Here is a 20,367-nt window from a genome sequence, read left to right on the forward strand (position 1 = left end):
ACAGTCTAACGCGCCAGACTCGCCCTTACCGAAGGGTCCGGCGCCTGGTGCAGGTAGGATTGAGTGCTGACGTAAATAATCCGCTGGCGCATCAATCAAAGTGCCAAGCCGGTTATGGCCGCAGATCTCATCCAATGGTTTCATTCAGCAGTACCGCTTCCGCCAGGCGTTGCTCGGTACGCAATCTGCGCATAGCATCCAGCCCCCCATTTACGAGCCAGAGCCGTGCAATCCGCCTCTTCAGCCACCGCCTTGCTGGATAACACGCACCGCGTCGAAACGCCGGAAGGTATCGATTTGTTGCTCCATCCAGCCGGTCTGGTCCCTCGCGCCTTGGCATTTGCACTGGATCTGCTGATACGGGGCGCGCTATTGGCGGCTTTGGGTTTTGCGTTCACGTTGCTAGGCAAGTTCGGCATGGGTGTTGGGGCGCTGCTGCTGTTTCTGGTGCAATGGTGGTACATGGTGTTGTTCGAAGTGCTGAACCAGGGCCGCACCCCGGGCAAGCAATGGCTGGGGCTGCGCGTTATCCATGATGACGGCACGCCGGTCGGTTGGGCTTCCTCCCTGACACGCAATCTGCTGCGCTTCGTCGACATGCTGCCGTTCGGCTATTTCCTCGGGGCTCTCTGCTGTCTCTGGCACCCATCGTTCAAGCGCTTGGGCGACCTCGCCGCGGGCACCATGGTGGTGTACCGCGAGCGCAACGTCAGCGCACCAGACCTGCCAGCAGCTGAAGCAGTAACGCCCCCGCTACCGCTTACACTGGCTGAGCAGCAAGCGCTGATCGCCTTTGCCGAGCGCCATTCGACGCTCACGGCGCAAAGGCGGCTCGAACTGGCTTCAATCCTGGCCGAGCCGCTGCAGCTCGAACCCACTCAGGCGGAAGCCCGAATCCACGGCATCGCCCGAAACCTGGTGGGTCCGATATGAAGCAAAGCCAGTTCGAAACCCGGCACCAGGCGGAATGGCAGGCGTTCGAAGAAATGCTCGAAACATTGGAGCGCGGCAAAGGCCGTGCGCCAGAAGCAGTCGCTGGCTTTCCGGCCGCCTATCGACGGCTTTGCCAGCAGCTGGCTCTGGCACAGTCGCGCGGTTACAGCATGCGCTTCGTCGAGCGTCTGCAGCTGCTGGCTCAGCGCGGGCACCATCAGATGTATCGCCACCGAAGCCCGTTGGGTGGTCGCCTGCTCGGTTTCTTTCTTGGCGGTTTTGCCAGACTCGTCCGCACAGAGTGGCGCTATCTGGCAGCCGCGAGTCTGATTTTCTACCTTAGCCTGCTGGGCATGGCTGCGCTGGTGCTGGCCTTTCCGGAGTTGGTCTACAGCCTCATCAGCCCGGAACAGATCGCAGAAATGGAAGCCATGTACGACCCTGACGCCAGTCGTCTCGGCCGCTTCGGCGAGCGTGGGTCCGCTGACGACTGGGTCATGTTCGGTTACTACGTGATGCATAACATTGGCATCGCTTTCCAGACTTTTGCGGGTGGCCTGCTCTTCGGCCTTGGCAGCCTGTTCTATCTGTTGTTCAACGGCTTGATCATCGGCGCCATTGCCGGCCACCTGACCGGCATCGGCTACGATCAGCCGTTCTGGTCATTCGTTATTGGACATGGCGCGTTCGAACTGACGGCGATCACATTGGCGGGCGCTGCCGGGTTGAAACTGGGTGCTGCCCTTGTCGCACCCGGCCGTCGAACACGCAGCGAGGCATTGCGCCTGGCAGCCGCCACAGCAGTGAGGCTGATTGTCGGCGCCACGCTGTTTCTCTTGATCGCAGCCTTTATCGAGGCCTACTGGTCCTCGATGACTTATCCCCCAGCCCCCGTCAAATACGCCGTTGGCGTTCTGTTGTGGCTACTGGTCGGGGTCTATTTGACGCGGAGCGGGCGACATTTCCATGCGCCTGAATGACGCCAGCATGGCGATCCGCCCCCGCACCGCGTGGGAGGCGCTGGATCTCGGCATTCTGTTAGCACGGCGTCATGCTGCATTGCTGATGGGCAGCTGGGCGCTCGTGACGTTGCCGATTTTCGCCCTGTTCAGTCTGTTGTTCTGGCAACACCCGACGCTCTCGTTGTTGCTGTTCTGGTGGTTCAAGCCGCTCTATGAACGGCTGCCTCTGTTCATCCTGTCGCGAGCACTGTTCGGCGACACACCGTCGCTGCGCCAGAGCATCACGACTCTGCCACCCCTGCTGCGTCCCCAGTGGTTTTCCAGCGTGACATGGCGCCGCTTCAGCGTGACTCGCAGTTTCGATCTGCCGGTGCTGCAGCTCGAGCAACTGGCCGGCTCGGCTCGTCAGCAGCGCCTCGCGGTCCTCGGACAACGGGACAGCCGGGCCGCATCCTGGCTGACCCTGGTGGGCATGCATCTGGAGATGGGGCTGTGGTTTGGTGCTCTGGCGCTGATGTATATGCTCATCCCACAGCAGATGTTGGCGGATTGGAACTGGCAAGACCTGCTCGGCATGAGCGGCGATTGGCTGTGGTTCGAACACCTTTCCAACCTGCTCTATGCCTTGGTGCTGGTGGTCTGGGAGCCAATTTATGTCGCCAGCGGTTTCAGTCTTTACCTCAATCGCCGCACTACGCTAGAGGCCTGGGATATCGAACTGACGTTTCGCCGCTTGCAGACACGCATGAAGTCGTTGCTGCCAGTGCTGCTGGTGGGGCTGGGCCTGTGGTTGTTATCGCCACCCGAGATGGCACTCGCCGCTACTGGCGCAGAGGGAACGACGCAAGCGATCGAGGCCTCCGGCCCAGACAGTAATCGCCTGCTCAAGCAGCCCTTGACCAGCAAAGAAGCCAGTGAACGGATTGATGAATTGCTTGACCAGCCGCCCTTCCGAAACCGCGAGACCGTGACCCGCTGGCGCTTCACGGAAGAATCCAGTGGCGAGCCGGGTTGGCTGGCACGTCTACTGGAGCGACTGCTGCGCAGCGACCTGCTGACCCAGCGCCCCGACACACTCGCAAGCATGATCGAAGTGTTCCTCTGGGCCGCCCTGTTCGGCCTGACTGGTTGGCTGCTGTGGCGCTACCGTGAGTGGCTCAAGCTATACGCGACACCTGGCCAGTTGCGGATCAGACAGCGCCAAACAACGCCTGCCGTACTGTTCGGGCTTGACCTGCAACCCGAAAGCATTCCGGCGGACGTTGTCGCCGAGGTACAGCGGCTCTGGCACCAGCACCCACGCGAAGCGCTTGGCCTGCTCTACCGGGCCTTTCTCAGCCGCCTGCTGCACGAACAGCAACTGCCATTGAAGAGTTCGCATACCGAGGGAGAAATACTCGAACTGCTGCGGCTGGAAGCTCGGCCAGAGTTGCTTGAGTACGCCGAAGCCTTGACGCGCCACTGGCTGCGCCTGGCCTACGGACATCAGCTTCCACCCGAGAGGGCCCGCGACGAGCTGTGCGAGCACTGGCGCGCACTGTTCGGCAGTGAGCGGCTCGCATGAGCAGGCCACGTCGGTTCTTTCTGCTTGCTGCGAGCGGGTTGCTGCTTGGGCTGTTGCTGCTTTTTGCCCTGAGCAAGGCGACGCCCTATGAGGAAACGATCGAGCATGGCCCCGCACCGGAGGTACGCAGCAATCCGTACCTGGCCGCAGAGCGTTTCCTGATCGACCAGGGGCGCGCCGTCGATCATGCACAAGGCCTCGGTGGCCTCGCCGAGTCCGAAAGCAATCAACAGGTGCTGTTGCTGCTAGGCGAGCGCAGCAACATGACGCCCGGCCAGGCTGAACGCCTGTTGCGCTGGGTCGATCAAGGTGGCCACCTGGTATTTGTTGCTGAGCGTATATGGGACGAAAATAGCGGAAGCAGCGGCGACTTGCTGCTCGATGCGCTGAACCTTCAGCAGCACGAGGCAAACGAGAACCTCGATGACAGCCATACCGCTGATGCCGCCGCCAACGCCGAGAAGCGCCCTGCTTTGACTCGCCTCTATCTGGAGAACGAGGATGCCCCCGCCTATCTCGCCTTTGATACCCACTATCACCTCTATGACGCCGGCGGCAGCGCGCACGCATGGGCCAACAGCGCCAGCGCGACGCATATGCTGCAACTGCAGCATGGGGACGGCCTGATCACGGCCCTGACCGACAGCTGGATCTGGCAAAACGATGCCATTGCCCAATACGACCATGCCTGGCTGCTGTGGTACCTCACCCAAGACCGCGACGTAACGCTGATCTATCGCACCGAACATGATGATCTGCTGCAACGGTTGCTGCGTTACTTCCCCGAAGCACTGGCGGCGCTGCTACTGATGCTGCTCGCCACGCTCTGGCATGTGGCGCAGCGACAGGGCCCGTTGATAGTGCCGGTCAAACGGAATCGCCGGCGGCTGCAAGAGCACCTGCGTGGCAGTGCCGATTTCTTATATCGCAGGGCCGGACAACGACAGTTACTTAGCAACCTGCAAGACGATATCCGACGACAGGCGCAGCGACGCCACCCGGGCTTTAAAACCCTCGGACAGGTTGAACAGTGCCAGGTACTGGCAGCGATCAGCCAGACCACCTCCGGAGCTGTCTCGCAGGCCATGCAGCCGCCATCGAACAAACCCGTCAGCGCCACCGAATTCACCCGCCAGGTTGCCCACCTGCAAAGCCTCAGGAACAGCTTATGAGTGACTTACCCACGGATCCGAACAGTGTCAATCCAGACGCGCCGCCGAACAACCAGCGCCAACGTGCCAGTCAGCTCGCCCAGGCGCTACGCCACGAGCTGCACAAAGCCGTGATCGGCCAGCACGACGTCGTTGACGGGTTGCTCACAGCGCTGATCGCCGGTGGTCACGTTCTGGTCGAAGGCGTGCCGGGTCTAGGCAAGACGTTATTGGTCCGGGCATTGGCGCGCTGCTTTGGAGGTGACTTCGCGCGTATCCAGTTCACGCCGGACCTGATGCCCAGCGACATAACCGGCCATGCGATCTACGACATGGCCTGCGAACAGTTCAAGTTGCGCAAGGGCCCGGTGTTCACCAACCTGCTGTTGGCCGACGAGATCAATCGTGCGCCCGCCAAGACCCAGGCGGCGTTGCTGGAAGTCATGCAGGAGCGTCAGGTCACCCTTGAAGGCCGCGCCCTCGCTGCACCCCAGCCGTTCCTGGTCATGGCCACGCAGAACCCCATTGAGCAGGAAGGCACCTACCCGTTGCCGGAAGCCGAGCTCGACCGCTTCATGCTGATGCTGCGCATGGACTACCCGCAGGCGGACGAGGAATTGACGCTGGTTCGCCAGGTTACTCGCTCGGTGCGCACTGACATTCTTGACGTCAGTGGCTTGCGCGTCCTGCTGCAGGCGAAAGATGTCCAGGCGCTGCAGAAAATCGCCAGCGACCTACCGCTGGACGACCAGGTGCTCGACTATGCCGTTCGGCTGGCCCGAGCCACGCGCAGCTGGCCCGGCTTGGCGCTGGGCGCGGGGCCACGAGCGTCGATCGCGCTGGTGCGCTGCGCCCGTGCACGCGCCTTGTTGCGCGGCGGCGATTTTGTCGTCCCTGACGATGTAAAAGGCTGCGCCCTGGCCGTGTTGCGGCATCGGGTCAGACTCTCGCCCGAACTCGACATCGAAGGCACTTCGGTGGACCAGCTGCTCCAACAGCTGCTGGAGCAGATCGCGGCACCGCGCCTGTGACGCCCATCGGCATGCGAGCGCTTCGATGAATCCGTCACGTCGATTGCTCTACGCCCTGGCCGCTCTGCTTTGCCTTGGGCTTTTGCTGGGTACCGCGGCGGCGCTCGAAAACACCGTGCCGTCGGCTATCCGTACGGCCTGGTGGGGTCTGTTGCTATGTCTGGGTCTGGTTGCGACGCTTGACGCCTTGCATCTGCACCGCCTGCCTTCCCCAGGGCTGCGGCGCGTACTGGCCGGCAACCTTGCGCTGGGCCGCTGGCATGAAGTTCAGCTCGAGATTCGACACCCACTGACGCGCGCCATGCGTGCCGAGATTTTCGACCATGTGCCTGCGGGGCTGGACATGCAGGTACTGCCACAGCAGTTGCTGCTGCCTGCGCGGCAGTTCTGCCAGCTCAGCTACCGTCTGCAGCCGACGCGCCGCGGGCACTTTCATTTCGAGCATTGCGAGATTCGCTTGTTCAGCCCTCTGGGATTGTGGCGAGAGCGGCGCCTACTGCCGCTGCAATCGCAGACCCGGGTCTATCCCGATTTTACCCAGCTGCATGGTGCGCCACTGATGGCGGTGGACCGCTGGCTGAGCCGCCTGGGCGTGCGCCAGCAGCCGAGGCGGGGGCTTGGCATGGACTTTCACCAGCTACGCGAATTCCAGGAAGGCGACACCCTGCGGCAGATCGACTGGAAGGCCACGGCACGCAACCGCACGCCCATCGTCCGGGAGTATCAGGACGACAGGGACCAGCAGATCCTGCTGATGCTCGATTGCGGCAGACGGATGCGCAGCCAGGACGGCCCGCTTACGCACTTTGATCATGCGCTCAATGCCAGCCTGCTGCTGGGCTATGTCGCGCTGCGCCAGGGCGACGCTTTGGGACTCTATACCTTTGCCACCGAGCAACGGCGCTTCTTCGCTCCCGCCAAAGGTCAGACGCAACTCAATGCGTTGCTCAACGGTGTTTATGACCTGGTCAATACGCAGCGACCAGCCGATTTCGCCCTTGCCATCAACGATGTCCTGGCCCTGCAGAAACGCCGCGCACTGGTGATCATCGTGAGCAACCTGCGCGACGAAGACGACGAAGAGCTGCTCGGAGCAGTCCAGCGACTTTCCCGCCGCCACCGTGTACTGATCGTTAGCCTGCGCGAGCCGGTTCTGGACAGGTTACGTCAACAGCCCGTCGATACCTTTCAGCAAGCCCTCGATTATTGCGGAACACTCGACTACCTCAATGCCCGCGGCAAGCTTCATGAACAGCTTGTCGCCCATGGCGTGCCAGTGCTCGATGCCCGCCCGCACGAGGTCGGACCAGCGCTGATCAGCCGCTACCTGGCCTGGAAGAAAGGCGGAGTGCTGTAACCGGTTTTCAGAAGTTGCTGTGGAAAGCGATCAATCGTTGCACGCTTGGCCAGGTCGCGTAGGTTCAGCTGCCTTTGCAGCAATCCTGGTCGGCGGACTTGTTCCCGGCTGATTCGATACGGGGCAGACGCGCTGGCGGGATATGCTGCATGGGACGAAAACTGAAGTAGTGGTGCAGCGCATCGATCATTTCACGAATCTCACGCGGCGGTGAGGCAAACACGAAACCGGAGTCGAAACTGCCGGGCGTGACGTCCTCACGCGACCAGCGGCAGACGGCACTGAAATCGATATAGCGCAGCTGGCTATGCTGCCCGGGAATTTTCAGGCGCATATCGAAACGTACGTCGGTCATCATCGGATAGGGGCTGATCAACATCAGCCCTGTCTCGGACAGGTTGCCAATGAAACCCAAGGGCTTGTCCGAGAAACGGTTGAACACGTTGAGGTAATACGGCAACTGGTGCCGCTGAATACTGCGCTGATTATGCATGTCCATCGGATGCGGGCCTGCCGCCAAGTATTATCGCTGCTGCCGTGTCCGGCCTTCAGCGGCAGATCTGACTGATACGACTGGCCAACTGCCGCCGCGCCGCCCCTATTTCTTCATCACTGTAGTAGACCCGCCCACTCTTTGCATCGGCACTGAAGTAGCGCCCGCCCTGAGACAGCCTCGATAAGCGATCGCGCAGCTGCAGGCACTCCTGCTCACGCTGCCCCTGCCTGGCGCTCGCTGCCAACCTGGCCGCCTCCTGTTCCTCCCGGCGAGCCTCGAAGAAGCGCTCCGTGCGCACCTGGCGTTCCCGGGTCGCATCGTCTCTGTCGACCACCTGCGGCCGGACCTCGACCTGCTCAGCGCCAGGCTGCGGCTTCGCACTGAAATGCACGTTGCCTCCCGGATCGACCCAGCGGTAAATGTCGGCCGTCGCCAGCGGGGTCAACAAAACGCTGACGATCAGAAATGCGATACGCATGGGATCCTTTCCTGCCGGTCGCAATGACCGGGCTCTCGTTTCAGGGTTTGACGGCGCGGGTCACCACCCGTTCCTCGGGCTGATAGTGCCCCAACTGACGCAGCGTCTCCAGCCTGGCGCGACTGCGAAAAGCGTATTCGCTGGCCGGGTAGCGCGACTGAATGAACTGGTAGGTCTGCGCCGCATCGACAAACAGGCCCTGACGTTCCAGGCATTGCCCACGCAATAGCGACATTTCCGGCTGAAGATTATCCCGTGGCCGGCTGCGGCGTTCAGCCTGGGACAGCTCGAGCATGACCTGGCCGCAATCACCCAGCTCGTATTGCTTGTAGGCCATATCGAGATGGCGATCGAGCGCATTTCTGCTGCTGCAGCCTACGCTGAGGGTGGCCAGAAAGATGATGAACAGTGTGCGCATAGGTGGTTCCTCCGATGCTGGCGTATCGACCGTCAGCAAAAAAACTACAGCCCGTTCGGCTGCCGAACGTCGCTTGAACACCCGCCAGGCCACTGCCAAAAGAGTAGTGCAGCCCAACAATGACTACAGCCGCCCGGCATAGTAGCCTCGCCGCCATTCTGAAAAAGGAGCATTGAATGATCTCGCGCCGTACCAAAATCGTCGCCACTCTGGGTCCAGCCAGCAGTTCGCCAGAGGTGCTGGAAAAAATGATCGTTGCCGGGCTCGATGTGGCCCGCCTGAATTTTTCCCACGGGACGCCGGATGAGCACCGCGCACGCGCGCAGCTGGTACGGGACATTGCCGCGAAGCACGGTCGCTTCGTCGCGCTGCTCGGTGATCTGCAGGGGCCGAAGATCCGTATCGCCAAGTTCACCAACAAGCGCATAGAGCTGGCCGAAGGCGACAGCTTTCGCTTCTCGGTCACCCACCCCCGTGATGCCGGCACCCAGGAAGTGGTCGGGATCGATTACCCGGATCTGGTGAAAGACTGCAGCGTCGGTGATGAACTGCTGCTCGACGATGGCCGCGTGGTCATGCGCGTGGACGCCACCACGGCCGACGAACTGCACTGCACCGTGCTGATCGGCGGGCCACTGTCGGACAACAAGGGCATCAACCGTCGTGGCGGTGGCCTGACCGCACCGGCGCTGACGGCCAAGGACAAGGCCGACATCAAGCTGGCCGCCGACATGAACCTGGACTATCTCGCCGTCTCTTTCCCGCGTGACGCGGCTGACATGGAACTGGCTCGGCGCTTGCGCGACGAAGCCGGCTCGAGCGCCTGGCTGATCGCCAAGATCGAGCGTGCCGAAGCCGTCGCCGATGACGAAGCGCTGGATGGCCTGATCCGCGCCAGTGATGGCGTGATGGTCGCGCGTGGCGATCTGGGCGTGGAAATCGGCGATGCCGAGCTGGTAGGCATTCAGAAAAAGATCATTCTGCATGCGCGCCGCAACAACAAGGTGGTGATCACCGCGACCCAGATGATGGAGTCGATGATTCAGAACCCGATGCCGACTCGCGCCGAAGTGTCCGATGTAGCCAACGCCGTGCTCGACTACACCGACGCAGTGATGCTCTCGGCCGAAAGCGCCGCGGGCGAGTACCCGGTCGAAGCCATCAAGGCCATGGCGCGCGTATGCGTCGGTGCCGAGAAGCATCCGACCAGTATCAAGTCGGGCCATCGTCTTGGTCAGCGCTTCGAGCGCAGCGACGAAAGCACCGCCCTGGCCGCGATGTACACGGCGAACCACTTCCCCGGTGTCAAGGCGATCATCAGCCTGACCGAAAGCGGCTACACCCCGCTGATCATGTCGCGGATTCGCTCGTCAGTACCTATCTTCGCCTTTTCGCCCCATCGCGACACTCAGGCGCGTGTCGCCATGTTCCGCGGCGTGCAAACCATCCCCTTCGACCCGGCAGCCCTGCCCGCCGACAAGGTCAGCCAGTCGGCTGTGGACGAGTTGCTCAAACGCAACATCGTCAATGTTGGCGACTGGGTGATCCTGACCAAGGGCGACACCTACCACGGCACCGGAGGCACCAACACCATGAAGATTCTGCGTGTGGGCGATTCGTTGACCTGATTGGCGCGGCGCGCCAGCTGCCGGTCAGCGCGGCCTGGCGCGCCGTTCCCAATTAAAGAAGGTCTATGCCTGCTGCGGTTCGTTATGCCCCGAACTGGCGGGTAAGAAAGGCGTCACTCAATACCTGCCCCCGCGGCAGCCCCGCTAGGAACATGCGCTTTGCGCAGTCTTCGACAAAGCCGCTTCCACCGCATATCAGAGCGATCTCCTGACGCGATGTGGCGCGCAGCGACTGCAGACGGCTGCCTGTATGCCCCCTATCGACGTATTCGATGCTCAGGTTGCTATTCGCCTCGGCAAGCGCTTCGAGCGGCCCTTGCAGATAGGAGGCTCCACGGCAGAAGTGCAGCAAACGGATCGGTCCCTTGTGCTCCTGATGCAGCGCTTCTCGCATCAGGCTCCAGAGCGGGGCAAGTCCCGTCCCGGCAGCCAACAACAGTAAAGGCCTCGCCTGCCATTCGGGCTCGTAGCGCAGCGCGCCGGTATGCGGTTGGCTCAAGTGCAGAGTGTCACCGACGGTCAGCGTACGCGCCACATCGCAGAAGGCACCGTTGTGCCGACAATCAAGGTGAAACTCAAGCCAGCGGTCTTCCCAGGGTACGCTTGCCAATGAATAGGGCCGGGCGACTCCATGGTTACTCCACAACAGCACATGCTGACCCGACTGGTAGCGCAGCGGTCGTGCGGTGGGCAGCAGGCGCAACCGCAAAACCCGGTCGTCCAGCCAGTCGTGCCCGACCACTCGCGCCGGCAGACCTTCGCGCGCCGGATCGAAAATCGCAACATCGAGGTTTTCCGCCACACTGCATTGGCAAGCGAGCCGCCAGCCTTCCAAGCGCCTGGCAACGTCGAGTGCCTGCGGGCGGGCATCCTGCGGTTCCCCTTGCAGGCAGCGCACCAGGCAGGCATGGCAACTGCCCGCTCGGCAGCTGAAGGGTACGTTCAGGCCGGCATCATTGAGCGCATCAAGCAGATTGCTGCCCTTCGCCACCCGCCAGGTCCGCTCCCCGTGGGTGATCTCAGGCATTCACCGCAGCCCAGCTGGTCTCGCACCGATTTCGACCATTTCCCTTGGCTCGGTACAGCGCATCGTCGGCGCGCTGCAAGGATTCATCCAGATCGTCGCCTTCACGAAGCAGGGTCAAGCCGACCGAGAGGCTCAAATGACCAGCCTGCTTAGCCCCTTCCGGCAGCGGGGCATTGGCGAAAGCTTCGCGCAAGCGCTCGCAACAAGCGCTGAATTGCTCGGCATCGGTGTTCGGCAACAATAGAACGAACTCTTCACCACCGTAGCGAGCCAATATGTCGTCGTCTCGCAGACAGGACCGAGCCACGGACGCAAAGGTTTGCAACACCCGATCACCCACCGCATGTCCATGCAGGTCGTTGACCCGTTTGAAATAGTCGAGATCGATCAGCGCCAGGCCGGACTGATGCCCTGCCCGTAGCCGACTCAGCTCGGCTTCCGCCTTGCGCAGGAAGTGTCGGCGGTTGTAGAGACCCGTCAGCTCATCGGTCGAGGCCAGGTCTTCCAGCTGCCGCATCATGCCGCGCAGCGTTTCCTGGTGAGCCTGCAGGGCAAAGCGGCGCTGACGCATACGCTGGCGCAACCTGTAGACATAGCTGACGAACAAGCACATCCAGACCAGGGTCACCAGCAGCACGCCAGTCTGCAGCAGTGCCGTCTGCGGGTCATTCAGGTGACCCATTTGCGCATCGAAATACACCATACCGACGAAGCTGAAGAGCGCCAGCACGGCATAACGAACGAAGATTTTTGGCTGGAGGAACACGGCAAACATCAGCACCAGCACGTACAGCACCAGCAACGATCCACGGTTATCGCCGAGATTGAACAAAAAGAAGGTCAGCCAGACCAGGGCAACCAGCACTTGTGGTTCGGTCAGGCTGGGGTCGCGAAAGCGCAGGTTGTGGCCGCGATAGAAGACCCAGAAAAAGGTTAACTGGCTGGCCGCAATCATCACCGACCCCGCCACCGCCGTCTCGACCGGAGCCTGGTAGAAACCGGCAGCCACAGTAATCCAGGTGAGCAGCAATGCCAGACCGTAGGTGGCGGCCGCCATGCCGAAGCGCTTGGTCACCAATAACTGCAGCGCTTGCTGTTCGCTTTCGTCACGACTAGCGCGCATGGAATCCATCCCATAGTGGCAATTCGTCACACTTTACGCTGCGCGTTGTAAAAAACCTATATGCAGCTGTATCGACAGTATGAGAAAACATCACCAGAAACCGCTGCCATCGGACGATCATCTTCAACAAGACCTTTGCTATTGCGCTCGCGCCGATGTGGAGCCGACATCTCGGCCCTCCGTGAAACGCCGTGTCGCTGCCAGCGTCATGCCAGTTTCCGCAGTGCATCCCTTCACCTTTGGTCCGTCTGTGTTCCCTGCTCTACGGCAGGTTATACTGCCGCGCATTTTTTACTGAGCGTGTCGGTCGCTTTCTCGATACGCACTGTTTCCGCCCCGCCAAGAGGACGCGCTGCATGACCGTGATCAAGCAAGACGACCTGATACAAAGCGTTGCTGACGCTTTGCAGTTCATCTCCTACTACCACCCCGTCGACTTCATCCAGGCGATGCACGAGGCCTACCTGCGCGAAGAATCGCCAGCAGCCCGCGATTCCATGGCACAGATCCTGATCAACTCGCGGATGTGTGCGACCGGCCACCGGCCGATCTGCCAGGACACCGGCATCGTCACTGTATTCGTGCGCGTGGGCATGGACGTACGCTGGGACGGCGCAAGCATGAGCCTGGACGACATGATCAACGAGGGTGTTCGCCGTGCCTACAACCTGCCGGAGAACGTTCTGCGTGCTTCGATCCTGGCTGACCCGGCAGGTTCCCGCAAGAACACCAAAGACAACACGCCAGCGGTAATCCACTACTCCATCGTCCCCGGCGACAAGGTGGAAGTGGACGTCGCAGCCAAGGGCGGCGGTTCGGAAAACAAGTCGAAGATGGCGATGCTCAACCCATCCGACTCCATCGTCGACTGGGTACTGAAGACCGTTCCAACCATGGGCGCTGGCTGGTGCCCGCCAGGCATGCTCGGCATCGGTATCGGCGGCACCGCCGAGAAAGCGGCGGTGATGGCCAAAGAAGTGTTGATGGAATCGATCGACATCCATGAGCTGAAAGCCCGCGGCCCGCAGAACCGCATCGAAGAGCTGCGTCTGGAGCTGTTCGAAAAGGTCAACCAGCTGGGCATCGGCGCTCAGGGCCTCGGCGGCCTGACCACCGTGCTCGATGTGAAGATCATGGATTACCCGACCCACGCCGCCTCGCTGCCGGTGTGCATGATCCCCAACTGCGCCGCCACCCGCCACGCACACTTCGTGCTTGACGGTTCCGGCCCGGCAGAACTGACCCCACCGCCGCTGGATGCCTACCCCGAGATCGTCTGGGAAGCCGGCCCGAGCGCTCGCCGCGTCAACCTCGACACCATCACCCCGGAAGAAGTGCAGAGCTGGAAGCCGGGCGAGACCGTCCTGCTCAACGGCAAGATGCTCACCGGCCGCGACGCCGCGCACAAGCGCATGGTCGACATGCTGAACAAGGGCGAAGAACTGCCGGTGGACCTCAAGGGTCGCTTCATCTACTACGTCGGCCCGGTCGATCCGGTCGGTGACGAAGTGGTTGGCCCGGCTGGCCCGACCACCGCGACGCGCATGGACAAGTTCACCCGTCAGATTCTTGAGAGCACTGGCCTGCTGGGCATGATCGGCAAGTCCGAGCGCGGCCCGATCGCCATCGACGCGATCAAGGACAACAAGGCTGTCTACCTGATGGCGGTCGGCGGTGCGGCTTATCTGGTCGCTCAGGCAATCAAGAAGTCCAAGGTACTGGCCTTCGCCGAACTGGGTATGGAAGCCATCTACGAGTTTGAAGTGCAGGACATGCCTGTCACCGTTGCGGTCGACACCAACGGCGAGTCAGTGCACATCACTGGCCCAGCAATCTGGCAACAGAAGATCGCCGACAGCCTCGCGGTCGAAGTGCAGTAAGCGACACGCCGACACAAAAAGCCCGGCCAATTGCCGGGCTTTTTTATTCTTTCAACGCGCGATTAGCGATTGAAGCGCTCAACCAGCGCGCGCAATCCACGTGAGGCGTCTTCCAGCTCGCGCCCACGTTGCATGGTCAGGTCCGCCTTGCCGGCATTCGTGTCGGTGGTTACGGCGATATGGGTAACCTGCCGTGCGATGTCTTCCGCCACATGCGCCTGCTCTTCCGCGGCGGCAGCCATTTGCTCGCTCATGCCGGTGATCCGGTTCACCGCTTCACGAATGCCTTGCAGCGCCTGCTGAGCCTCGATGACCTGAGCCAGTCCTTGCGCCGCTTCCTTGTCACCCACCTGGGCGATCGCGACCGCCTCGCCAGCCTTGGTGGTCAATGATTGGATGATGCCCTGGATCTGCTGGGTCGACTCTCGAGTCTTGCTGGCCAACGCCCGCACCTCGTCCGCAACCACGGCGAACCCCCTGCCCTGTTCGCCGGCGCGCGCGGCCTCGATCGCAGCGTTAAGGGCCAGCAGATTGGTTTGTTCGGCGATGGTCTGGATCATTCCGGCGGCCGACATGATTTGCTGGGTTTCGCCCGCGAGTTCGTTCACCGCATTGCCGATACTGGTCACGGTGTTCGCGAGCGACTCCATGGCCTTGCGCGAACTTGCTGCGACCCGGTCACCCTCGTTCGCCAGGCCATTAGCAGCGCTCGCTTCAGCTGCAGTTTGTTGCACATGGCTGGCGACTTCAGTGATTGATGCCGTCATCTGAGTGACCGCCGTGGCCGTCATGTCGGTCTCACCGCGTTGCTGGCGCAGGTCGTTCTCGGTCTGGCTAGCGAGCATAGACGTTTGCGCCGAGGCGCTTTCGACCTGTACGGCAAGATCCGACACACGCGTCAGCGCGGTACGCAAACGTGCGTCCTCACTGATCAAGGCCATTTCCAAACGCGCCGCATGGCCTGAGTGATGGGTATAAGTAAGCGCAACGACCGGGTCGGTAAACGCTTCAGGAACACGCATAAGAATCCGCTTCAGCTGCCGTTCCGCCGAAACATGAGAGCTCAGGCCCAGCGCGAAGAACAAGCCAAGCACCACGACCACTTCAACCGCTGCCGGCAGCCAGAACATACCCGCCGTCGCCAGCGCGGCTGCGCTCATAGGCAGTGCCAATACACGTGCCCAGCCAGAGGCCCGCCGGCCGGGCGAAACGGCAGGCTGCCCTGCCCGCAGACGCGCATAGAGCTCAGTGGCTTTGGCGACCTGCTCGGCAGTCGGCCTGACCCGTACCGACTCGAAGCCGGTCAGCTTGCCGTCGTCGAGAATCGGCGTGACATAGGCGCTGACCCAGTAAAAGTCGCCGTTCTTGCAGCGATTCTTCACCACGCCCATCCAGCTTTTACCCGCCTTCAGGTAGCCCCACATCGCCTGAAATACCGCCGGCGGCATATCTGGATGGCGGACCAGATTATGGTCACTGCCGATCAGCTCAGCCTTGGCATAGCCGCTGACTGCGACGAACTCGTCATTGCAATAAACAATCTTGCCCTGGGTATCGGTGGCAGAGATCAAACGCTGATGCGCCGGAAAGCTCCGCTCGGTATTGCTAACCGGTCCGTTATTTTTCATCGTCCTGCACTCTATGGTTCGCAAGTCTCTGTTCCAGACTCATCAGTCACGATGAATCGCTAGTCACAACATCGGACCGATCTAGACGAACTTGAGCGCGCAGCTTGCGGGAGCCAGACGAACACCGACGAACGGCGGATTAACGTTAGCGTAACAAGATCATTTCACTGAGCGACGCAGCTGGACAAACAATCCCTCTACCTTCGCCCGCGCCCATTGCGTCTTGCGCAGAAACGTCAGGCTAGACTTGATACTGGGGTCGCTCTTGAAGCAGCGGATATCGACTCGCTCCGCCAGCCCTTCCCAGCCATAGTGAGCCTGCAGTTCGACGAGTATCGATTCCAGCGTCACGCCTTGGAGCGGGTCTCGGGGTTGGGTCATGGTGGCCTCAGACCTTGAGCAGACAGCGCCTGCGGAGTGAAACAAAAAGGCCCGCCGGAGCGGGCCTTCGAACGGAGCGGCATCTTACAGGCTGATGCGGGTCCCTAGCAGCTCGAGAAATGCAGCCAGCCAGGCGGGATGTGCTGGCCACGCTGGCGCAGTCACGAGATTGCCCTCGGTGTGTGCTTTGTCGACGCCAATGTCGACGAACTCACCACCGGCCAGGCGGACCTCCGGCGCACAGGCCGGATAAGCGCTACACGCACGCCCTTGCAGCACATCGGCCGCCGCCAGCAGCTGAGCGCCATGGCAGACCGCAGCAATCGGCTTTTTCGCCTCACCAAAGGCCTTGACCAGACTGATCACCTGCTCATTGAGGCGAAGGTATTCAGGCGAACGGCCTCCCGGTACCACCAGAGCATCGTAATCTTCGGCCCGCACCGCAGCGAAATCGAAGTTCAGCGCAAAATTATGGCCGGGCTTCTCGCTATAGGTCTGATCACCCTCGAAGTCATGAATCGCGGTGCGGACGGTGTCGCCAGCCTTCTTGTCCGGGCAGACCGCATGCACGGTATGACCAACCATCTGCAAGGCCTGAAACGGCACCATGGTTTCGTAATCTTCGACGTAGTCACCGACCAGCATCAGAATTTTCTTCGCAGCCATCAGAACGCTCTCCCTCTCAGTTGGAAACTTTATAAACGGCCCGGCCAGTGCCGTCAGCCGCTTCGGTTGAAGATGTTAATCACGAGCCGATCAAGCAGCCCCCACAAGCGCTGGTAGACGCGCTGGCTCAGCGGACGAGAATGCCACTGCTCAAGATCAATTTCGAAGCTGTGCGAAAGATCAGTTTCAAAGCTGCTGGCCACCGACTCACTGAATTGCCGGTCGACCGCTTCAAGATTGGCTTCCAGGTTCCAGCGCAAATTCCAGTGATCGAAATTACACGAGCCGACGCTGACCCAATCATCGACCAATGCCATCTTCAGGTGCAGAAAGTGTGGCTGATATTCATGAATGCGCACGCCGGCTCGCAGCAGCCTTGGATAATAGCGCTGCCCGGCATAACGGACCGAGGGGTGATCAGTGTTGCGGCTGGTCAGCAACAGCCTTACATCGACGCCGCGTCTCGCCGCGCGCATCAGCTCCCGACGAACGCGGCCAGTGGGCAGAAAATAAGGGGTCGCCAACCAGATTCTGCGTTCGGCGCGCTGCAGGTTGCGCAGCAGGCTATGGAGAATGTCCCGATGTTGCCGCGCCGCCGAGTAGGCCACTCGGCCCATGCCATCATCGAGTGACGGATTGACAGGGACCTTTGGTAGTCGCTGCGGTAGCGGCAGCTGCCAGATTCTCTTTTTCACGCACAACGTCCATTGCACATCGAACAGATGCTGCCAGTCGGCAACGAGCGGGCCGCTGATTTCAACCATCGCTTCGTGCCAGTGCTCATCCGGCTCAGAAGGGTTCCAGAACTCATCGGTAGCCCCTGTCCCGCCTACAAAACAACGGGTGTCATCGATAAGGATCAGCTTGCGGTGATCGCGGTGCAGATTGCGAAACTTCAACCGAAGTCTCAGCGGATTGTACTGACGCAGGTCGACCCCCGCGTCGGTCAGCCGCTGTCGCGCCTTCTGTCCCAATTTGAGGCAGCCGAAGCCATCGAACAGGCAGCGAACCCGCACACCGCGACTAGCGGCCGCGACCAGAGCATCGGTCAGCTGGTCTGCGCAGGCGCCATCTTCAACAAGATAGAGTTCGACATCGACCCGATGCTGGGCAGCGTTGATGCACGCCAACATGCGCGGGAAGAACTGCGGCCCGTCGAGCAGTAGCTGGAATTGATTGCCCTCTCGCCAGGGGAAAACCTTGCCGGCAAGCATCATGACCGGCATCCCCGCAGCAACGCCGCGCCAGGGACCAGAGTAGGGATACAGCTCAATGGCATTGAAATCCTTGTCAGGTAATTTTACAGGGGCGCTTCGATCACCTGCGTTGCTGAAGCCTGGGGAGACTGACCCGTGCTACTTCAGCACGCCTGTTATAGGTCCGCAGCGCAGCGAGGAGTTCCCGGAGACTGGCGATTAGCTAGTCACGCCTGCCGTCATCGGGCATCAGCCCAAACAGCTCGGCTGCCTGCGCCAACCGCTTGGCCTGTGCGCTACGAGCCAGCTGCAACACACCGCGGTCGCGCTGCCAGAGATCCGACCAGTGCTGCGGACCGGCTGCCAGCGCAGCATCGAGCGCCTCAGTGAGCGCCATGAATTGCAAATTCAGCGCAGCCAGCAACAGATGCGTTGCCGCATCCGCTGGCGGCAACCGGGAGATCTCAGCCGCGCCAGGCAAGATGCCGAGTAGTTGCAGTTGCAGCCGTTGCGGCCAGCCACATTGCAACCCGACGCCATAAAGCCAGCTAACCAGAGCCACTAGCACGTGAAGGTCTTCCAGCGTCCGAAACGGCTTGACGTAATCGTCCCAACCGTCGCCAGCCAAGCGGTCGCAGGCCACGTTCGCCAATCGCAAGCGGCCGTGCGGGATATCCGGCACCAGCGCCAAGGCCGGCCCCGCCTCGACACGGACGCCAGGATCAGTCGTACGAACCACGCAGACGCTCAGCCGCGGGCGCTCACCGAGCACTTCATCACGTGCTGGCACCAGCAACCAGGCAGCAGCCGAGCCCGCAATGACGAAATCCTTGTGGCCTGTCAGTCGCATACCCTCTAGCCGGGTTTGCATGTCAGCCGGTCGCAGCAATCGACCCTCGGTCGCGCACAATGCGCCAAGACCTGCTGGAGCGTCCGGCCATAGCTGCCGCAGGGCGGCCTGATAGCCGGCGAGAAACGCCAGCCCCGGCGTGGCGGCCCGGCGCCCGCCCAGCACGGCGAGCTCAAAAGTATCGCGCGGACCATACGCTTGCAGGGCTGCGAACCAGCCGTCCAACGATGCAGACGGCGGCAGGTGTTCCAACGGACCAAGCAGCTCACGCCAGGACATCATCAGGCTCCAAGAACGGCGGAAAAAAGTGGCAATCAACATCGACCCGTGATCGCAAAAGGATCACCCCTGCCCTTTCCAAGCTGACAGCGGTGATTGACGGAACACCAACCATATCAATCAAGTGCTAGGAACGCATGCAAGCTGAATGCAAGGAAGCGCTGCTAAACTTGCCCCATGAATTTTCTTGCACACCTGCATCTCGGCGGCGAACGACCCGGGCAGCTGCTCGGCAGCCTCTACGGAGACTTTGTCAAAGGCCCCTTGCAGGACCGCTGGCCAAGCGACATCGAAGCAGGCATTCGCCTGCATCGACAAATCGACGTTTTTACCGACAGCCACCCTGTTGTGCTCCAGGCGAAACAGCGCTTTCCGCGCGAGCGCAGGCGCTATGCAGGGATATTGGTTGACCTGTTTTTTGATCATTGCCTGGCCGCGCACTGGCACGACTACGCCAGCGAACCCCTGCACGACTTCACCGCACGGGTTTATCAGGTGTTGCGTGAGGAAGCAGAGCTACCCGCCAAGTTGGCCCTGATCGCGCCGCGCATGGCGGCGCAGGATTGGCTGGGCAGCTATCGAGAATTCGCCGTGATGGAGCAGGTCGTGGCCGGCATGAGCCGCCGACTGTCTCGCCCCGAAGGGCTGATCGGCGGTGTCGAGGAAATGGAACGGCTATATGAGCCGCTGCTGCAGGACTTCCAAGCGTTCTATCCGCACCTGCAAGCCTTCGCTCGCCGCGCAGACTGACCGGCGCCTGACGACTGCCGGCATTGCCTGCCTGTCAGCCACGCAGAGCTGCGGCAAAGCTTTCCAGCCAGGGCTCGGCATCGGTCTCCGGCGTGACCGTTTCGCTGGCATCAAGGCGCAGCATTTCCTGTACTTCACGCACGCCCAGCTCAGCGTACAGCTCCCGAACCAGTTCCCCGGCACCGCAGAAGGTTTCGCCATAGCTGGCATCTCCCAGCGCGATCACCCCGCCTGGCAAGCCCTGCCAGGCCGGAAACCGATCGCGGATCGCCGTATACAGCGGGACGAAACTGTCCGGTAACTCGCCCATTCCGGTGGTGGCAGTCACCACCAGCAGTGCTTGCGGTTCGAAGTCCAACACCTGCGCAAGTTGCGCGCGAGGGTCGTGCCAGGCATCGAAGCCCGCCGCGTTGAGTACCGTAACAGCATGTCGGGCAACGTCTTCAGCGGTGCCGTAGACCGTACCGGAGAGAATGGCGACTTTCATGATGCGCTCCGTTTCGAGTTAAAGCCGCGCATTATGCCGCATCCGACACATACTCCCCGCCCCTGCGGTTCTACACTCACTA

20 protein-coding genes and 1 pseudogene are annotated in these 20,367 nt (G+C 61.4%); 9 read left to right on the plus strand and 12 right to left on the minus strand.

The window, feature by feature from the left end:
• The first annotated feature begins 225 nt into the window (after nt 1-225).
• From ALTERO38_RS14985 to ALTERO38_RS15010, 6 genes are read left to right on the plus strand one after another with little or no spacing between them, the layout of a single operon-like run.
• Complete coding sequence (locus tag ALTERO38_RS14985; RefSeq protein ID WP_159968864.1) at nt 226-933, plus strand: RDD family protein; 708 nt, start codon at nt 226-228, stop codon at nt 931-933.
• A complete protein-coding gene (locus tag ALTERO38_RS14990; protein ID WP_159968865.1) occupies nt 930-1,913 on the plus strand; it encodes a stage II sporulation protein M in 984 nt (327 codons plus the stop codon). Before ALTERO38_RS14985 ends, ALTERO38_RS14990 begins: the two co-directional genes overlap by 4 nt.
• Nucleotides 1,900-3,459 carry a DUF4129 domain-containing protein gene (locus ALTERO38_RS14995; RefSeq protein WP_159968866.1) on the plus strand — a complete coding sequence of 520 codons (1,560 nt, stop codon included), beginning with the start codon at nt 1,900-1,902 and terminating at the stop codon, nt 3,457-3,459. Before ALTERO38_RS14990 ends, ALTERO38_RS14995 begins: the two co-directional genes overlap by 14 nt.
• On the plus strand, nt 3,456-4,631 hold the full coding sequence (locus ALTERO38_RS15000; protein ID WP_159968867.1) for a DUF4350 domain-containing protein: 1,176 nt from the start codon (nt 3,456-3,458) through the stop codon (nt 4,629-4,631). Before ALTERO38_RS14995 ends, ALTERO38_RS15000 begins: the two co-directional genes overlap by 4 nt.
• Nucleotides 4,628-5,641: a MoxR family ATPase gene (locus ALTERO38_RS15005; RefSeq protein ID WP_159968868.1), complete on the plus strand. Its 1,014-nt coding sequence runs from the start codon at nt 4,628-4,630 to the stop codon at nt 5,639-5,641. The genes ALTERO38_RS15000 and ALTERO38_RS15005 overlap by 4 nt, the downstream gene beginning before the upstream one ends.
• 25 nt (nt 5,642-5,666) lie before the next feature.
• Nucleotides 5,667-6,998, plus strand: a complete 1,332-nt coding sequence (locus ALTERO38_RS15010; protein WP_159968869.1) for a DUF58 domain-containing protein — start codon at nt 5,667-5,669, stop codon at nt 6,996-6,998.
• Between the two features lie 64 nt (nt 6,999-7,062).
• Here ALTERO38_RS15010 and ALTERO38_RS15015 read toward each other — a convergent pair whose 3' ends face one another.
• Genes ALTERO38_RS15015 through ALTERO38_RS15025 form a run of 3 tightly spaced genes read right to left on the minus strand, consistent with a single transcriptional unit; the run spans nt 7,063 to nt 8,390 of the window.
• Nucleotides 7,063-7,497, minus strand: coding sequence for a PilZ domain-containing protein (locus ALTERO38_RS15015; RefSeq protein WP_159968870.1), 435 nt, complete (start codon nt 7,495-7,497; stop codon nt 7,063-7,065).
• Nucleotides 7,498-7,546: 49 nt separating this feature from the next.
• Nucleotides 7,547-7,972 carry a DUF4124 domain-containing protein gene (locus tag ALTERO38_RS15020; RefSeq protein WP_159968871.1) on the minus strand — a complete coding sequence of 142 codons (426 nt, stop codon included), beginning with the start codon at nt 7,970-7,972 and terminating at the stop codon, nt 7,547-7,549.
• 40 nt (nt 7,973-8,012) lie between these two features.
• Nucleotides 8,013-8,390 carry a tol-pal system YbgF family protein gene (locus ALTERO38_RS15025; protein ID WP_159968872.1) on the minus strand — a complete coding sequence of 126 codons (378 nt, stop codon included), beginning with the start codon at nt 8,388-8,390 and terminating at the stop codon, nt 8,013-8,015.
• Nucleotides 8,391-8,566: 176 nt separating this feature from the next.
• Here ALTERO38_RS15025 and pyk point away from each other — a divergent pair, with 176 nt between their 5' ends.
• A complete protein-coding gene (gene pyk / locus ALTERO38_RS15030; protein WP_148926699.1) occupies nt 8,567-10,018 on the plus strand; it encodes a pyruvate kinase in 1,452 nt (483 codons plus the stop codon).
• An 82-nt stretch (nt 10,019-10,100) separates the two neighbouring features.
• On the opposite strand, the gene ALTERO38_RS15035 is transcribed toward pyk, so the two are convergent.
• Both ALTERO38_RS15035 and ALTERO38_RS15040 read right to left on the minus strand, forming a co-directional pair.
• Nucleotides 10,101-11,045, minus strand: coding sequence for an iron-sulfur-binding ferredoxin reductase (locus ALTERO38_RS15035; RefSeq protein WP_159968873.1), 945 nt, complete (start codon nt 11,043-11,045; stop codon nt 10,101-10,103).
• Nucleotides 11,038-12,168: a diguanylate cyclase gene (locus ALTERO38_RS15040; protein WP_159968874.1), complete on the minus strand. Its 1,131-nt coding sequence runs from the start codon at nt 12,166-12,168 to the stop codon at nt 11,038-11,040. The genes ALTERO38_RS15035 and ALTERO38_RS15040 overlap by 8 nt, the downstream gene beginning before the upstream one ends.
• Nucleotides 12,169-12,524: 356 nt before the next feature.
• Here ALTERO38_RS15040 and ALTERO38_RS15045 point away from each other — a divergent pair, with 356 nt between their 5' ends.
• On the plus strand, nt 12,525-14,048 hold the full coding sequence (locus ALTERO38_RS15045; protein WP_102835667.1) for a fumarate hydratase: 1,524 nt from the start codon (nt 12,525-12,527) through the stop codon (nt 14,046-14,048).
• A 62-nt stretch (nt 14,049-14,110) separates the two neighbouring features.
• Here the strand turns inward: ALTERO38_RS15045 and ALTERO38_RS15050 are convergent, their stop codons facing one another.
• The 6 genes and pseudogenes from ALTERO38_RS15050 to ALTERO38_RS15070 all read right to left on the minus strand — a co-directional run bounded on the left by ALTERO38_RS15050 (nt 14,111) and on the right by ALTERO38_RS15070 (nt 19,048).
• Nucleotides 14,111-15,208, minus strand: a complete 1,098-nt coding sequence (locus tag ALTERO38_RS15050) for a methyl-accepting chemotaxis protein (protein ID WP_372239422.1) — start codon at nt 15,206-15,208, stop codon at nt 14,111-14,113.
• Between the two features lie 141 nt (nt 15,209-15,349).
• Nucleotides 15,350-15,676 (minus strand): annotated as a pseudogene (locus ALTERO38_RS21840) (PAS domain-containing protein); the annotation flags it as partial.
• 159 nt (nt 15,677-15,835) lie between these two features.
• Entirely contained in the window at nt 15,836-16,057 is a 222-nt protein-coding gene (locus ALTERO38_RS15055; RefSeq protein WP_159968876.1) for a VF530 family DNA-binding protein, read from the minus strand.
• Nucleotides 16,058-16,141: 84 nt separating this feature from the next.
• Complete coding sequence (locus ALTERO38_RS15060; RefSeq protein WP_172830740.1) at nt 16,142-16,726, minus strand: DJ-1/PfpI family protein; 585 nt, start codon at nt 16,724-16,726, stop codon at nt 16,142-16,144.
• 50 nt (nt 16,727-16,776) lie between these two features.
• A complete protein-coding gene (locus ALTERO38_RS15065) occupies nt 16,777-17,937 on the minus strand; it encodes a phosphatidylserine/phosphatidylglycerophosphate/cardiolipin synthase family protein (RefSeq protein ID WP_178114645.1) in 1,161 nt (386 codons plus the stop codon).
• 205 nt (nt 17,938-18,142) lie between these two features.
• A complete protein-coding gene (locus ALTERO38_RS15070) occupies nt 18,143-19,048 on the minus strand; it encodes an acyl-CoA dehydrogenase (RefSeq protein ID WP_159968878.1) in 906 nt (301 codons plus the stop codon).
• 177 nt (nt 19,049-19,225) lie between these two features.
• Here ALTERO38_RS15070 and ALTERO38_RS15075 point away from each other — a divergent pair, with 177 nt between their 5' ends.
• Nucleotides 19,226-19,798 carry an ACP phosphodiesterase gene (locus ALTERO38_RS15075; RefSeq protein WP_159968879.1) on the plus strand — a complete coding sequence of 191 codons (573 nt, stop codon included), beginning with the start codon at nt 19,226-19,228 and terminating at the stop codon, nt 19,796-19,798.
• 34 nt (nt 19,799-19,832) lie between these two features.
• Here ALTERO38_RS15075 and ALTERO38_RS15080 read toward each other — a convergent pair whose 3' ends face one another.
• Nucleotides 19,833-20,285 (minus strand): flavodoxin, encoded by a 453-nt coding sequence (locus ALTERO38_RS15080; protein WP_159968880.1) that lies wholly within the window; start codon nt 20,283-20,285, stop codon nt 19,833-19,835.
• Between the last annotated feature and the right edge of the window lie 82 nt (nt 20,286-20,367).

The organism is Pseudomonas sp. 9Ag (assembly GCF_902506445.1).
Lineage (GTDB): Bacteria > Pseudomonadota > Gammaproteobacteria > Pseudomonadales > Pseudomonadaceae > Stutzerimonas > Stutzerimonas stutzeri_AB.